We start from the raw sequence: 14,451 nt of genomic DNA, 5'->3' as shown, positions 1-14,451 counted from the left end.
AGAATAAAAAATTTCTTTTTATGATTTTTACGCATTAAACAGCTTGCTTTGTCGCCAGCAACATGCGTTAATGGATTTCTGGTTTTGAATCCAAATAAATATCTGACGTAGTTTTATAAAGCAGTTCTCATCACGTTGTGCCTCTCCGCAGCCTCTCTTGGGTCTTTATCTACATTCCGATTAGTTTTGTATCGAACCAACTTTTGCCTGATCGGCTCATGAGTAATTTACGTTTTTACGTTTACAGGAGAATCCTATGACTTCTTATATCCATTTCCGCTGCCCATGCTGTCATGGCTCGCAGTACCGCACTTCAGCTTTTGATGTGTCTGACAAAAATCCGTTCGGCGCAAAATGCATTTTCTGCAAATCGTCGATGATCACGCTCGACCACCTGGCCGCAGCGCGTTCTGCTCAGAATCACATTACTGAGTACCGCAAGTAATCTACCGCGTTTCCCATAACAGTTAGCAAATTCTTCTCTTTTTCTCCTGCTGATATACACTGTCAGCAATAAGGAGAATCTGATGAAAAAATACCAGCGTCTGGCGCAACAAATTATCTCGCAGATTGAGCTTGGCGTATGGTTGCCGGGCGATAAGCTGCCTTCTCTGCGAGAGCAGGTGGCAAGCAGCGGCATGAGTTTCATGACCGTGGGCCACGCGTATCAGATGCTGGAAAGTCAGGGGCGCATTGTTGCCAGACCGCAGTCAGGCTATTACGTTGCCGCCCGTCCGACCACACACCAGCCAGTACCGCCCGCGCAGGTGATGCGCGATGAAGTAGTTGACATCAACACCTATATCTTCGACGTGCTACAGGCCAGCCGCGACCCATCCGTTGTCCCTTTTGCCTCGGCATTTCCCGATCCGCGCCTATTCCCGCTTCAGCAACTCAACCGCTCGCTGGCTAATGTCAGTAAAACGGCCACGGCCATGAGCGTGATTGAAAACCTGCCGCCGGGTAACGTCGACTTACGTCATGCCATTGCCCGTCGCTACGCTCAGCAGGGGATGAATATCTCCCCGGACGAAATTGTGATCACCGCGGGCGCGCTCGAAGCACTCAACCTTAGTTTGCAGGCTGTCACTGAACCAGGTGACTGGGTTATCGTTGAAAACCCCTGTTTTTATGGTGCACTCCAGGCACTTGAACGTCTGAAACTGAAAGCGCTGTCGGTTGCTACTGACGTGCGTGAGGGCATCGATCTCAGTGCCCTTGAGCAGGCGTTAAATGATTATCCGGTGAAAGCCTGCTGGCTGATGACCAACAGTCAGAACCCGCTCGGCTTCACGCTGAGTGCAGAGAAGAAAGCTCAGCTGGTGGCCTTATTAACCCGGCATAACGTCACGCTGATTGAAGACGATGTTTACAGCGAACTCTACTTTGGCCGCGAAAAGCCGCTTCCGGCAAAGGCCTGGGATAAGCAGGATATGACGTTGCACTGCTCCTCATTCTCCAAGTGTCTGGTGGCCGGTTTCCGTATTGGCTGGGTGGCGGCGGGAAAACATGCGCGCCGTATTCAGCAGTTACAGCTGATGAGTACGTTATCCACCAGCTCCCCCATGCAGCTGGCGCTGGTGGATTACCTGGCGACCAAACGTTACGACGCCCACCTTCGTCGCCTGCGGCGCACGCTTGCTGAACGCAAACAGCAGGCCTGGCAATCGCTTTTGCGCCATATGCCTGCTGGCGTCAAAATCCATCATAACGACAGCGGCTACTTTTTATGGCTGGAACTGCCTGAACAGCTGGATGCGGGGCAGTTGAGTGAAAAGGCATTAATTCATCAAATCAGCATTGCGCCCGGCAAAATGTTTTCCACCTCCAATATCTGGACACCGTTTTTCCGTTTCAATACCTCATGGGGATGGGGCGAGCGGGAGGAGCAGGCGGTCGTCCAACTGGCGGCGTTAATTCGCGAAATGATGCTGCCCCCAGTCACACCTTGATGAAAATTCCTGAAGCGACATGATGCGCGGTCTACCTTTAGTAAGGGAGTGCGGATTGGTGACGTGACGTTGTCACGCATCGACCCGCCAGAACGTGTGCTGACAGCGAAAACTATGTCGATTTCAACAGGACGATGCTATGCAAAATCAACTGCTGATTAATGGTGAACTGGTGACCGGCGAGGGTGAGAAGCAGGCGGTTTACAATCCTGCCACGGGTGAAGTATTGCTGGAGATTGCTGAAGCGTCGGCAGCACAGGTGGACGCTGCCGTCCAGGCTGCCGATCGCGCGTTCACTGAGTGGGGGCAAACGACGCCCAAAACGCGCGCCGAAAGTTTGTTGAAACTGGCTGATGTGATAGAAGCCAACGCTGACGCGTTCGCACAACTGGAGTCGCTAAATTGCGGGAAACCGCTGCACTGTGTCCAGGGAGATGAGATCCCGGCCGTGGTCGATGTGTTTCGCTTCTTTGCCGGGGCCGCCCGCTGCCTGAATGGGCTGGCTGCCGGAGAATATCTCGAAGGACATACCTCAATGATCCGCCGCGACCCGGTTGGCGTTGTCGCCTCTATCGCGCCCTGGAACTATCCTCTGATGATGGCGGCGTGGAAGCTGGCGCCCGCGCTGGCGGCGGGAAACTGTGTCGTCATCAAGCCGTCTGAAATCACCCCGTTGACGGCGCTGAAGCTGGCGGAACTGGCGAAAGATATCTTCCCGCCAGGCGTGCTTAACGTGCTGTTTGGTCGCGGCAAAACCGTAGGAGATCCGCTGACCGGGCACGAAAAAGTCCGTATGGTTTCTCTCACCGGCTCTATTGCTACCGGAGAACATATTATCGGGCATACCGCATCTTCAGTTAAACGTACCCATATGGAATTGGGTGGAAAAGCCCCGGTCATTGTCTTTGACGATGCAGATTTGGATGCCGTGGTTGAAGGCGTGCGTACGTTTGGTTTCTACAATGCTGGTCAGGATTGTACCGCAGCCTGTCGTATCTATGCCCAGAAGGGGATTTACTCCGCGCTGGTCGAAAAGCTGGGCGCAGCTGTTGCCAGCCTGAAAATGGGCGCGCCGGACGATACATCAACGGAGCTGGGCCCGCTCAGCTCCGCCGCGCATCTTTCCCGCGTTTGCGCTGCCGTGGATGAAGCCAAAGCCCTTGGACATATCCGCGTCGTCACCGGTGGCAGTAAAAGAGAGGGGGCAGGATATTACTTCCAGCCAACGCTGCTGGCCGGGGCGAAGCAGGAAGATGCGATCGTCCAGCGAGAAGTGTTTGGCCCGGTGGTCAGCGTGACGGAATTTGAGGATGAAGCGCAGGTGCTGAGCTGGGCTAACGATTCGCAATACGGCCTGGCCTCGTCCGTCTGGACAAAAGACGTCGGACGCGCCCATCGACTCAGCGCACGGTTGCAGTATGGCTGCACCTGGGTCAATACCCATTTTATGCTGGTGAGCGAAATGCCGCACGGCGGAATGAAATTATCCGGTTACGGCAAAGATATGTCGGTCTACGGACTTGAGGATTACACGATAGTCCGACATGTGATGATCAAACACTAAACCCTCATGCCCGGCGCAGTGCCGGGCGATTCAGCTTACCAGCCACATACCTCGTGTTCATTTTCCGTATCGTAGGCGCGAACGGTGTTCACCAGATCCTTCACGACATCTGCCGCGACGTCCGGGATCAACAGCTCCATTGGCGCTTCTGTTTCATAATCCACTGACACGCCATTGCTGTTGTTGGTGACGGTCACGGTATAGGTAGCCTTACCCATTATTTACTCCTTATGCGTGTTGACCACTTTACCGATGCCCGCACCGCTGAGCGTGACGGCAGGATCCGCGAAAAAGTCGATATTAAAATAGGTGTCGTCGGTCAGAAGCTCAATGCGGTGCCATTTTTGCGGTGGGGAGATGCCAAAAGAACCGGCCTCAATAACCACTTCCAGATCGGGCTCGGTGGCGTCGCCATCGGCAAAGCCAAAGTAACGCACCGCACCCTGCATGACGGATAGCCGACCGTACACGCCGGCTTTGGTGTTGTGATGGGTAAAAAGCGCTTTTGGGGCGGTCTCTTTATTCCAGAACGGCGTCGAGCGGGTATGAACAAAGTTTTCAGGAATACGTAACATCATAGTTTCCTTCATGTTGGCGGGTGCTTAAAGGGATTTAAGCACCTCAGGTTCAACAAAGAATTCAATATTGAACAGGGTGTCGTCGGTCATCACCTCAATGTGGTGCCATCTCTCTGGCGGGAAAACGCCGAAACGACCCGCTTCAATGACGAGCTCGCTGTCAGGCTCAGGTATAAATTCATCAGCATAGCCCAGATAACGCACTGCGCCACGCATCACCGACAGGCGAGGGTAAACGCCCGGCTGTGTGCCCGTATCAAGGTGACGTTTAAAAATGCCGGCGGGGGCCGTTTCTTTGTTCCAGAAAGGCGTGGAACGGGTGTGAATGCAACTCTGCGGAATGCGTAGCATGTTTCCTCCCTTAAAAGCCTGCTTTTATTAGACTGCTTTCTGAGGGGATGGATTTATCAAAAAGTGCATTTAATTTGCATGTTATCAATAATAACCGTTTTGCTTTACCCGGCGTTGTTACACAAGGTACTCAGTTGTTATTATCATTAATAATTAAGTGGTTATTGTGTAACGAAAAAACTTGATCTGTGTCAACATATGACGCATATTGCGTGCGGTTATTTTTCGGCTCAGGTAAACAGAATGACGTTGTATCAAAAGATGTTGGTTTTCTACGCAATCATGGCCTCCATCTGCGCATTAATTACCTGGTTCCTGTCTAAAGATCGTAAACGTATTCGCCTGTTGAGCGCATTCCTGGTGGGTTCCACCTGGCCGATGAGCTTTCCTGTTGCCCTGTTAATTTCTCTTTTCTGAAGCACGCTTCAAGAATCGGCATCCAGACATAGCATTCCATACATTGAGGCTGTATAAATATACAGTCCGTCATACATGGAGTGCTTATGAACAGTTTCTATTCACAGCAAGCAGGCTGCACGGTGCGCTGGCAGGATCTTCCCGGTTTCGGTGACCCGGTTGTGTTTATCCACGGGTTGGGCTGTGCATCGTCGTATGAATATCCTCGTATTGTCTGTGATACCCGTTTCGGGGGGCGCAGAGCCATTCTGATCGATCTCCCCGGTAGCGGTTACAGTGACAAACCTGACAACTACCGTTATCGCACAAGTGAACAGGCGCAGGTGGTGGTTGAACTGTTAGACCATCTCGGCCTGGATAGTCTATGGCTCTATGGTCATAGCATGGGGGGGAGTATCGCTATCGAAACGGCAACGCTGCTAAAGTCACGCGTTAAAGGCCTGATAGTGTCTGAACCCAATTTTCATGCGGGTGGCGGGATGTTCAGCCGGGCAATTGCGGCCCAAACGGAACAACATTTTCTGGAACAGGGCTATGATGACATGCTGCGGGCGGAAACGACGGCGTGGTCTGGAAGCCTTCAAAGCAATGCCCCCTGGGCCGTCTGGCGCGGCGCAACGAGCCTGGTCAAGGGCGTTAAACCCGACTGGGAACACCTGTTTTTGTCATTGAGCTGCCCGGTCATGTTAGTTTTTGGTGAGTGGTCCCTGCCTGATGAAGATTTTAATCGCCTGCAACAAAAAGGCGTTGCTGTAAAAATTATCCCTGATGCGGGCCATTCAATGTCCTGGGAAAACCCGTCAGCGTTGGCTCAGGCTTTGTCTGGCTTCATAAACGGATCATGAAGGGGTAGCCCGCATTGCTGCGGGCTGCAATGATTAAGACAGCAAGGCAGACAAGGCTTTCCGCGCAGCAGGCTTAATGTCATACGGGCACTGATAATCCACATTCTCAATCGCGCGGGTGTAGAGCGCAACCAGCCAGTCATAAACATAGGCTGTCGCCGCATGAACAGGCTGCTCGCCAAGTCGGGTAAGCCGGGGTGAAGCGCAGCTCACAACTGGCGTCACAAAAATTGGCTGACCTTTGCGGATCCGGCTTGCAGGCCGTTCAGAAACGGGCGTCAGTTCATAGCCAAGCCAGCTAACGAAATTGCCTGTCGCGGCATGCAGCTGTGCAGCACTGCTTTTATCTGTTTCTGCAATGCGTTGCAGTTGCAGCGGCAGATCCAGCCGGTAGCTGGTAACGATCAGCACATCCGCAATCTGCTGTAATACCTCTGGGTCCAGGCCCAGACGGGCGGCGGCCGCGTCGTTGCGACTCCACTGACGAAGATGGTTAACCCATATGTTATGGGCCAGTCGCGCCTTGTCTTTGGTCTGCAACGTGCCTGGATATTCCGGCGTCTCTTCCGCAAACAGATCGATAACGTCGTTAAACAGGCCGTTGACCTGTTCCTCACGGGGCTGGTGAACCGTCAGCAGCGTCTCAAACGCGTTTAACGGCGGCAGAAGCCCCTCAAGCAGTTCACCATGACGAGCGGCGCTGCCTTGCAGCGTTCGGACCATTTTTTCGGCCTCTGCCCGCCCTGCGCCTGGCTCCTGAGTGAGTGGGGCGACGTATGCGCGCATCAGCGTCGAAAGAGACTGTTGCAACAGCCTTTTCAGCGCGTGGAGACGCTTCTGGCGCTGTGCTGGAAGGGTAGCCTGCGACAGCCATTCAATTACCCGCTGCATGCTGTGGGTATCGAGCGCCTGGAGCGTGCCCCAGCGCAGACCCGGCTGGCCCAGCAACTGTTGCACCGCTTCGTCCAGATTCTGCTTTGTGGTAAACCGCGCATCGTGAGGGGTAATGGCCCAGACCAGGCCCGGCAACGCGGACTCTTCCACCGGCTGCGTCTCTTTGACCCAGTTTTGCAGGAGCCTGGCCGTTTTTGCCGTCTGCTGGTGGTGGGCCGTCGCATTGCAGATAACCAGGACATCCGGCTGTATGTGCTGACGATAATGCTCCAGCAACCACAGGCATTTTGCCTGCGTCATCAGCGGCGTGTTTTCCTCAGAAATGGCCGGAATATCAATAATATCTACGTTATCCAGAACGCAGTTTTCAACGGGCAGCACCACTTCGCGGGTCAGACAGGCCAGCACATCGACGGGCAGGCTAATGGCATTAAGTAACTCGCCGTTATTTACCGGATGAAGCAATGTTTCCTGCGCTTCCGGCACGGTAAAGGCCCCGTGAGTAAGGAAACCTTCACACGGCAGACCAAAACTGTCCACCAGCAGACTCAACGGCGCCGCAAGCGCGCTGGCATGGCTGGTTTGATGCAGCACCTGGGCGAGTTTAAGCCACTGCTGGGTTAACTCCTGCTGCTCACCCCACAGCAGAGACCAGACGCTGGCGCGAGTGCTGAGATCAAGCGACGGAACCAGCAGGGCAAACTGATGCCACAGGGCATCATCAATATGCTGCTTAGCGCCGGGTACTACGGTTTGCCAGAACCGGGCAACGGTCGCGACTTCCTGCGCCGTTATTCCCGGCACGCTGTGCGGCTGACGCAGCGTACGCCACTTCTCAAGCCGGGCTTCAATCACCGATTTATCCACCGCACGGATCTGCGGATCCAACGTGGTGCGGGCGATAAACAGCTGTACCAGCTCGGCCTCCGTTACCAGGCTCAGGCGCAGGGGAAACGCGTCGTCTGCGACCTCGCTGGTCGCTCTGGTGAAACGCACGGCCATGTTGGTCGGCGCATGCCCGGGGTTAATATGCGAGAAGTAATCAAACGTGCGTTGACCCGGCGTAACGTTCAGCCGTTCGTCGCCGCTGCCGCACAGGGAGGCCAGCAGATGCGCTTTCGCGGCCTGCGAGTGGCCGTATAAGCCGATGCTGCCCTGGCAGACAAGGGCACGTTCGAGGGCCTCTTCACGCGCGCGCGCGGCGTTAAGGCGGGCAAGCAGGGCGTCAGCTTCGTTATCCAGCATCGGGGCGTGCTGTCGCGTCTCGTTGATCCACCCGATTAAAGCCTGAGTGGTGGCAGTCGTCGCAGTCATTTGAGGTATACGCTCCCGCTGTCGATCCAGTAGTGGCTGCCGCTGTGTCGGCGATCGGCCAGAGTATTCAGTTTAAAGGTCAGGGCGTCCGGCGGCACTGGCGTGCCGTCCTGTAGCCAGGCATCACTCAGCTCGAAAGATTCCGGCCCCTCCTGCTTATTGCCGCCACGCAGCTTCAGGCGCACGTTCAGTACGCCGTCGCCCGCAATGGCTTTCGCCAGCTCGGCAGAGTTGATGCTCAGGGTATAGAGCGGCGTCGCGGGCCAGCGGGCATTGGCCAGTTGCCGGAAGCCGAGCGTAACGTTGCCGCGCAGCGGGAAGTGCAGACGGGCGTCCAGTTTCGCGCCGGGTTTATCGAGGTCGATATCGTGATACCAGACGTTCTCGTCCCGCAGGGTATTGATGGTGTTATCCAGCACGCCCAGATAGCGCACCGTAGAGTACGCGCCAATATCTGCTGCTTTAAAGTTAAAGCGCGGCAGACGAAGATCCAGCGCCAGACTACAGAGCATCGCACCCACGGCGGCGGTGGATTTCGGGTTGCCGATCCGTCCCTGCTGGCTGAACGGATACCATTCATGAACCTGGTATTTATCCAGCCAGACGATGCGGTTGACGGGTACCGGTTGCAGGTGGCGAATCAAGGCCTGAACGCCTGGCAGACAGCCTGGCCGTCCCGTGATCAGCAGAATATCGCAGCTGTAGTGAGAGATCGCCTCACATACCGCATGCAGCGGGGCGGCAAGCGTGAACTGACCCGCCAGCATCGCGTCCTGCATCTCGCGGAAACTGACGTGCAGCGGGACGCTGAACAGATCAAAGTGTTCTGAGCCGGCAGGCAACGCATGGTCGATCGCCTGCCCGAGATAGTTCATCACGTTGCGGGTCGGTTTTTGCGCAAGCAGATCGCCAAAGGTGGCATGCAGCCCGGCCAGCGGATCGTCAACATCGCTCGATTCCCACGCCGCCAGGATCGCGTGGCCGATCGGCATAAAGAGCTGAAGTGCCGTCTGCTGGCGCAGGACCGCCTGGGTATCGATCCGCCCGGAGTCGCCGAACAGGGATGCCATCAGCTGGGAGGCATCGGCAATGCCGGATTTCTGAAGCTGGGTTTGCAGGGCGGGCAGAACGTAGCGCTGGATCACGTCCAGCAGCGTGTCGTCGCCAGCGACCTTGAACCCTTCGCGGAACAGCAGTTGCGGGGTGATTTTGACGTTATTACCGGTACCATCGTCTAGCTGATAGTGCGTGATGGCCATATCCGTCGTGCCGCCGCCGATATCAATCGAGGCCACGCGCAGAGCGCGCCCCGGCTGGACGCCAGGCTCAGGCGCGCGATCCGGACGGGCAAGGGAGGCGAAAAAGGCCTCGGTCTGGCCACCGAAGTGGGAAATGGCTTCGTTATACAGCCACACCAGCTGGCCGCAGCTGGCCTCGTCCCACTCCATCTGGATCTCAGGGACCGGCACCACGCTTTTTTCCTGCTGTTTACGGCTGGCAAAATCTTCATCCTGCGGGTGCCAGCCCATCGCTTTCCAGACGATGGCGATGGCTTCGAACATGCGGCGCCGGAAAATCTCGCGCTCCTGTTTCGGCATCGCCGAAGGCAGGGTGAGGATCAGCGTCCGCAGCTGGCGGGGAGAGGCCGGGAAGCCGAGCCGCAAGCGGGTGGCTACGCTGTTAATCTGGCCAAGCGCCTGAGCCAGCAGCTCGCAGAGCATGTGCGTCATCAGGGTGCTGCGGCTGTACTGCGGAGAGAACACCGGCAGGCGCTCATCCTGCGGCAGCGTAAAGAGCGGTTCCCCGTCGTCGTTCATCAGGTTCATCAGCGGAAACGCGGTTGCCAGCGGTTCGCGCTGAGTTTTGCTGTTCATCTGGCTAAAGCGCCAGTCCTGCACCACCGGCGTCTCGTCCCACAGATAGCGACGCGGGCTGGAGATACCGCTGTTGCCCTCCGTGCCCAGACGCTGCATCGCCAGCTTACGCGCTTCATCACCCACGCGGACTATCGACGGCCAGACGAACGCATCCTCCCGGCCGCTTTCCACCGAGAAGTGCTGCTTGCCAAAACGCGCTTCGGAAAATTCAAGACGGCTGGTAAAAAGCGGCTCATTCAGGAACTGCGGCTCACTCAGGGAACGCACCTGGAGCTCAGCCGTCTGGCGCAGGCCGTCGTTGGCATCACCATGATCTTCAATAATCACGCCGCAAGTGTGGGTGTTGCCTACGTCAAGGATCAGATCGACAGGAATAGCAGGGGTGCTCAGGGTATGGGTGACAAACTTCACTTCCGGCACGGTGAGTTGTTCACCGAGCATGGAGAGCAGGTTGAGCCAGTGCGCCTGATATTCAAAGCTGCGCATGGCCTGATGCAGCTCGCGCTCGGCGCGTTTTTCAACCCCGTCAGCATATTGTGTGAAGGCTTCACGCAGCCAGCCGTCAATCCAGGTCTGGTCGAGGAAACTCTCAACCTCACTGTCGCGCCAGGCGAGGGCGAAACGCGTGCCGTTAAGAATGTCGTTTTCAACCGGCGACAGGGCAGACGTCGCATGCTCCGCAATCTGGCTGTCGAGCGCGACGGTGACCCGGTGCGTATTGCCAGCCGCGTCGGGCGTGGAAAGCTTCCGTACCTGGACGCGCGCCCAGTTATCCGGGCCATCAACAAACGTCCGCGGCGGGTTAAAGCGCAGGAAAGGGAGCGGCAGCCAGACACCGTCCAGCACGGTCAGGGAGTCATGCAGTGGAATGGTGCTTTCAGGCTTGACCACTTCCGGCTTCCCGCCATCGGTGGCAGGCAGCGTGTACCGGCCGTTGACCAGGTCAAAATCCAGGCGCAGCAGCGGGCCATTTGCCGTTTTACGCACGAAACGCCCGTTGCTGGCGGTGTCCTGCGGAGTCAGGCCAAAATCGAGAAACTGTACGCCGCTGTTAGCAATCAGCGTCACGCTCTGTTTATAGTCGCAAAGATTAACCAGCATAGGATCAGACACCTGCTTTCTTGAACGTCAGAGGAACGACGGTGTTGGCATCGTAACGTGCGGTGCATTCCGCCACGTCGCTGGCACCTGCCTTACAGGTCACTACCGGCATCGGATAGCGTGAACCGTCGGTGCAACGAGCGTTTCCGCGCGTTTTGATCAACAGCTCGCCGTTGCTGTGTAATCCGGAAAAGACGTCTACCCGGCAGACAATGTTGTCGCCATGCACGACCCGGGCGAAACCTTTGTTGTTCTGGATCTGATAGCGCAGAGACGGCGGTTTGCCGGTGAGCGGATCCTGCACATCGAGAAACGCGCGCCAGGTGCCGTTCAGGAAGCGCGTTAACCCCGCTTTGACCTGGTTTGCCTCCATCACCATCGCATCTTTCGGTATCGCGGTAATGACCACCGGTTCGGCTGCCGGGGCAGGCGTCTTCACCTTGGGCTCTACCACTTCTGCCTGGTGCAGCGGGAGTTTCAGCTCAAGCGGCTCAACCGTCTTCACGGGGGCCGGAGCAATGGCGACAGGTGCTGGCGCTGATGAGGTAACTGGCGCTGCGGTCGGGGCCTGTTTTGGCCAGAGCAGCGGCGTGGCAATGGCTGCAATAATGACGGCGGCAACCGGCAGCAACCACAGGGGGGAGCGACGTTTTTTCTGCACCACCGATGGTGCGGGCTCTGACGGCACGGTGTTCATGCGAACCGGCTCTGGCGTATACAGCTCATCTTCGGTGATACGGACGGTAGCCACAGGCGTGATAAGCGGCGCGTCGGCCTGCTCGAAGGTCACCACCGGGGCCGGTTCTGGCTCAGGTTCAGGTTCAGGTTCGTTAATCATCACGGGTTCAGGTTCAGGGACCAACGATTCGCGCAGGCAGTCCAGCACGTCGTCGCGCGCGTTTTCGTTAAGACTGACGAAACCCCAGAAGCAGATCACCGGTTTGCCATCCACCAGGAAAACAAAGTTTTCACCGGGAAACTGGAAAGCTTTAGAGAGCAGAGATCCAAACAGTTGCTGCGCCGTTTTCGGTGACTGAAGGCATTTTTTACTCAGCGACTCCATGCTGGCGAGCGTGTTTTCCAGATAGCGCAGGGCGCGAAAACGATCGTCTTCATCCGCCGCCTTCCAGCTGGAGACAGTTCCCTCAACCGGGGAGTACCAGTCAACGCGATCGCCGCCGTCATTGACCTGTGGAATGGCCAGGCAATCGACGATAGCCTGCTGTTTGCGCAACCGAAGCGCTTCGCGGATTTGCAGCGCTGATTCAAAAACGGCCTGTCCGCCGCCGCCAACGGCCTGAAAATCATCCAGATTACCGCTGCGTAAAAGTGTTTTTGCCACGATTTGGTCCTGTAGACTTCTTCACGCCATTACTTTAGCGAATCAGGTAAGCAAGCAAACGGCGGAGGAGACGACAAAAGGGACGATTTCTTGCGGCATTGATCGTAACGGTTGTGCTTGACGAATAATGGACCTTAAGGCAAATCGGTTTCTGCGGGCTGATGCTAAAACCAGCGAAATGTACGGCTTTAGAATAACCTGATAGTGATTCGTTATTTGTCAGGCCAAAACGTCTGTGCTGTTATTACTGTTCACTATAATAAAACCGAAAGGGTAATAACCATGTTTACAGGGAAAACCGTGCTCGCCCTCGCGCTGAGCGCGCTGCTACCGGCAAGCGCCGCATGGGCGGCAAACAAAGACACCATTATCTACTGCTCCGAGGCGTCGCCGGAGTCGTTTAACCCGCAGATCGCCAGCTCTGGCCCCTCGTTTGTCGCCAGCTCGCAAACGCTGTATAACCGTCTGATTAACTTCGACCCGGTAAAAAACACGCCGGTGCCTTCTCTTGCGGAGTCGTGGACCATTTCGCCAGACGGCAAAACATACACGTTTACCCTGCGTAAAGGGGTGAAATTCAACAGCAATAAATACTTCAAACCGACCCGTGATTTTAACGCTGATGACGTTATTTTCTCCGTTATGCGTCAGAAAGACCCTAAGCATCCCTATCACAATGTTTCCCAGGGTAATTACGAATACTTTAATGACGTGGGCCTCGACAAGCTCATTCAGGATGTGAAAAAGATCGACGATTATCACGTTCAGTTCACGCTGAGCGAACCCAACGCGGCTTTCCTGGCCGACTGGGGAATGGACTTCGCCTCGATCCTCTCTGCCGAGTACGCGGACGCGATGCTGAAAAAGGGCACGCCTGAAAATGTGGACACCTGGCCAATCGGCACCGGGCCGTATGTGCTTCAGCAGTACAAGGTGGATTCGCTTATCCGCTACGTCGCCAACCCGAACTACTGGGAGGGAGAGGTGCCGACCAAACACCTGATCTTCTCCATCACGCCAAACGTTGAGACGCGTCTGGCGAAGCTGCAAACGAACGAGTGTCAGATCATTCCTGCGCCGTCGCCGGTGCAGTTTGAAGCGATCAAGAAAAACAAAGACCTGACGCTGCACTCGGTGGATGCGCTGAATGTGGGGTACCTGGCGTTCAACACAGAGAAAAAACCGTTTGATCACGTGCTGGTGCGCCAGGCTCTGAATTACGCGACGGACAAAAAGGCCATTGTGAACGCGGTCTTTATGGGGTCTGGTACGATCGCTAAATCGCCGATCCCGGCGAACATGCTCGGCTTTAACAAAGATCTGAAGGATTACGGCTACGATCCGCAAAAAGCGAAAGCGCTGCTGAAGCAGGCGGGTCTGGAGAAAGGCGCGGAAGTGACCCTCTGGTCCATGCCGGTTCAGCGTCCGTACAACCCGAACTCCCGACGCATTGCAGAGATGATCCAGGCTGACTGGGCGAAAGTGGGCGTGAAGGCGAAAATCGTCTCATATGAGTGGGGGGAATATCTCTCCGGCATGCGCAAAGGCGAGCATGATTCCGCGCTGTTCGGCTGGATGTCTGATAACGGCGATCCGGACAACTTCGCCGATGTGCTGCTGGGTTGTAACAGCATCAAAACCGGATCTAACGCCGCGCGCTGGTGTGATAAGGGGTATGATGAGCTGGTGCAAAAGGCCAAACTGACCAGCAACCCGGACGAACGTGCGAAGCTGTATGGTCAGGCACAGGAGATTTTCTACCAGCAGGCACCGTGGATTGCGTTAGCTAACGGCAAAACGTTCTACGCGACCCGCAGCAATGTGACCGGGTACAGCGTAAGCCTGATGGGCAGCGATTTCTCGAAAGCGAAGCTGAACTGATCGTATTTTGCCGGGTGGCGGCTATGCCTTACCCGACCTACGGGTGTCAAATGTAGGCCCGGTAAGCGTAGCGCCACCGGGCATGTGAAAAGGAGTGACAATGTCACATTTAAATGATGTTATCGCCCGCGTCGATGCCACCATCGAAGAGAGCGTAATTACTCACATGAACGAACTGCTGATCGAATTAAGCGATGATGCAGAGCTCAGCCGTGAAGATCGCTATACCCAGCAGCAGCGCCTGCGTACCGCGATTGCGCATCATGGCAAGCAGCATAAAGAAGAGGCGGAGGCACGCCATGCCCACCTTACGCAGGGCGGGACTATTCTGTAAG

Annotated in this window: 13 protein-coding genes; 7 read left to right on the top strand and 6 right to left on the bottom strand. The window is 55.9% G+C overall.

From position 1 onward, the window contains the following. The first annotated feature begins 256 nt into the window (after nucleotides 1-256). The 3 genes from IM282_RS00645 to patD all read left to right on the top strand — a co-directional run bounded on the left by IM282_RS00645 (nucleotide 257) and on the right by patD (nucleotide 3,516). A complete protein-coding gene (locus IM282_RS00645; RefSeq protein ID WP_017693360.1) occupies nucleotides 257-445 on the top strand; it encodes a hypothetical protein in 189 nt (62 codons plus the stop codon). 82 nt (nucleotides 446-527) lie between these two features. Beyond that, nucleotides 528-1,952 carry a PLP-dependent aminotransferase family protein gene (locus IM282_RS00640; RefSeq protein ID WP_192970004.1) on the top strand — a complete coding sequence of 475 codons (1,425 nt, stop codon included), beginning with the start codon at nucleotides 528-530 and terminating at the stop codon, nucleotides 1,950-1,952. 139 nt (nucleotides 1,953-2,091) lie between these two features. Beyond that, a complete protein-coding gene (patD, locus tag IM282_RS00635; protein WP_063200119.1) occupies nucleotides 2,092-3,516 on the top strand; it encodes an aminobutyraldehyde dehydrogenase in 1,425 nt (474 codons plus the stop codon). Between the two features lie 35 nt (nucleotides 3,517-3,551). On the opposite strand, the gene IM282_RS00630 is transcribed toward patD, so the two are convergent. The 3 genes from IM282_RS00630 to IM282_RS00620 are packed head-to-tail and all read right to left on the bottom strand — an operon-like array spanning nucleotide 3,552 to nucleotide 4,445. Beyond that, complete coding sequence (locus tag IM282_RS00630; protein ID WP_003856955.1) at nucleotides 3,552-3,734, bottom strand: DUF1869 domain-containing protein; 183 nt, start codon at nucleotides 3,732-3,734, stop codon at nucleotides 3,552-3,554. Between the two features lie 3 nt (nucleotides 3,735-3,737). Beyond that, a complete protein-coding gene (locus IM282_RS00625) occupies nucleotides 3,738-4,091 on the bottom strand; it encodes a DUF1971 domain-containing protein (protein ID WP_003856958.1) in 354 nt (117 codons plus the stop codon). A gap of 27 nt (nucleotides 4,092-4,118) precedes the next feature. Then, nucleotides 4,119-4,445: a DUF1971 domain-containing protein gene (locus IM282_RS00620; RefSeq protein WP_063200122.1), complete on the bottom strand. Its 327-nt coding sequence runs from the start codon at nucleotides 4,443-4,445 to the stop codon at nucleotides 4,119-4,121. Nucleotides 4,446-4,688: 243 nt separating this feature from the next. Between IM282_RS00620 and IM282_RS00615 the strand changes: the two genes are divergently transcribed. Together IM282_RS00615 and IM282_RS00610 are read left to right on the top strand one after the other, a co-directional pair. Continuing rightward, nucleotides 4,689-4,862, top strand: a complete 174-nt coding sequence (locus tag IM282_RS00615; RefSeq protein WP_003856960.1) for a GhoT/OrtT family toxin — start codon at nucleotides 4,689-4,691, stop codon at nucleotides 4,860-4,862. A gap of 86 nt (nucleotides 4,863-4,948) precedes the next feature. Continuing rightward, nucleotides 4,949-5,707, top strand: a complete 759-nt coding sequence (locus tag IM282_RS00610) for an alpha/beta fold hydrolase (protein WP_023306286.1) — start codon at nucleotides 4,949-4,951, stop codon at nucleotides 5,705-5,707. 33 nt (nucleotides 5,708-5,740) lie between these two features. Here IM282_RS00610 and IM282_RS00605 read toward each other — a convergent pair whose 3' ends face one another. From IM282_RS00605 to IM282_RS00595, 3 genes are read right to left on the bottom strand one after another with little or no spacing between them, the layout of a single operon-like run. Beyond that, on the bottom strand, nucleotides 5,741-7,915 hold the full coding sequence (locus IM282_RS00605; RefSeq protein ID WP_192970003.1) for a virulence factor SrfC family protein: 2,175 nt from the start codon (nucleotides 7,913-7,915) through the stop codon (nucleotides 5,741-5,743). After that, the gene (locus IM282_RS00600; RefSeq protein ID WP_150311745.1) at nucleotides 7,912-10,893 is read right to left on the bottom strand and encodes a virulence factor SrfB; all 2,982 of its coding nucleotides are present in this window, start codon (nucleotides 10,891-10,893) and stop codon (nucleotides 7,912-7,914) included. The genes IM282_RS00605 and IM282_RS00600 overlap by 4 nt, the downstream gene beginning before the upstream one ends. Before the next feature lie 4 nt (nucleotides 10,894-10,897). Then, entirely contained in the window at nucleotides 10,898-12,235 is a 1,338-nt protein-coding gene (locus IM282_RS00595) for an SrfA family protein (RefSeq protein ID WP_192970002.1), read from the bottom strand. 282 nt (nucleotides 12,236-12,517) lie between these two features. On the opposite strand from IM282_RS00595, the gene IM282_RS00590 reads away from it, so the two are divergent. Together IM282_RS00590 and IM282_RS00585 are read left to right on the top strand one after the other, a co-directional pair. Further along, nucleotides 12,518-14,116 (top strand): ABC transporter substrate-binding protein, encoded by a 1,599-nt coding sequence (locus tag IM282_RS00590; protein WP_192970001.1) that lies wholly within the window; start codon nucleotides 12,518-12,520, stop codon nucleotides 14,114-14,116. 100 nt (nucleotides 14,117-14,216) lie between these two features. After that, entirely contained in the window at nucleotides 14,217-14,450 is a 234-nt protein-coding gene (locus IM282_RS00585) for a YdcY family protein (RefSeq protein WP_022648243.1), read from the top strand. The last annotated feature ends 1 nt before the right edge of the window (nucleotide 14,451 follow it).

Source organism: Enterobacter cloacae complex sp. P29RS (assembly GCF_014893445.1).
Classification (GTDB): Bacteria; Pseudomonadota; Gammaproteobacteria; order Enterobacterales; family Enterobacteriaceae; genus Enterobacter; species Enterobacter intestinihominis.
The sequence above is the reverse complement of the archived record's forward strand: the minus strand, read 5'-3'. Positions and strand labels throughout refer to the sequence as shown.

What these genes read in the sequence shown, in the direction of transcription:
- IM282_RS00645 (WP_017693360.1), top strand. Translation starts at nt 257, where the DNA reads ATGACTTCTTATATCCATTTCCGCTGCCCATGCTGTCATGGCTCGCAG.
- IM282_RS00640 (WP_192970004.1), top strand. Translation starts at nt 528, where the DNA reads ATGAAAAAATACCAGCGTCTGGCGCAACAAATTATCTCGCAGATTGAG.
- patD (WP_063200119.1), top strand. Translation starts at nt 2,092, where the DNA reads ATGCAAAATCAACTGCTGATTAATGGTGAACTGGTGACCGGCGAGGGT.
- IM282_RS00630 (WP_003856955.1), bottom strand. Translation starts at nt 3,734, where the DNA reads ATGGGTAAGGCTACCTATACCGTGACCGTCACCAACAACAGCAATGGC.
- IM282_RS00625 (WP_003856958.1), bottom strand. Translation starts at nt 4,091, where the DNA reads ATGTTACGTATTCCTGAAAACTTTGTTCATACCCGCTCGACGCCGTTC.
- IM282_RS00620 (WP_063200122.1), bottom strand. Translation starts at nt 4,445, where the DNA reads ATGCTACGCATTCCGCAGAGTTGCATTCACACCCGTTCCACGCCTTTC.
- IM282_RS00615 (WP_003856960.1), top strand. Translation starts at nt 4,689, where the DNA reads ATGACGTTGTATCAAAAGATGTTGGTTTTCTACGCAATCATGGCCTCC.
- IM282_RS00610 (WP_023306286.1), top strand. Translation starts at nt 4,949, where the DNA reads ATGAACAGTTTCTATTCACAGCAAGCAGGCTGCACGGTGCGCTGGCAG.
- IM282_RS00605 (WP_192970003.1), bottom strand. Translation starts at nt 7,915, where the DNA reads ATGACTGCGACGACTGCCACCACTCAGGCTTTAATCGGGTGGATCAAC.
- IM282_RS00600 (WP_150311745.1), bottom strand. Translation starts at nt 10,893, where the DNA reads ATGCTGGTTAATCTTTGCGACTATAAACAGAGCGTGACGCTGATTGCT.
- IM282_RS00590 (WP_192970001.1), top strand. Translation starts at nt 12,518, where the DNA reads ATGTTTACAGGGAAAACCGTGCTCGCCCTCGCGCTGAGCGCGCTGCTA.
- IM282_RS00585 (WP_022648243.1), top strand. Translation starts at nt 14,217, where the DNA reads ATGTCACATTTAAATGATGTTATCGCCCGCGTCGATGCCACCATCGAA.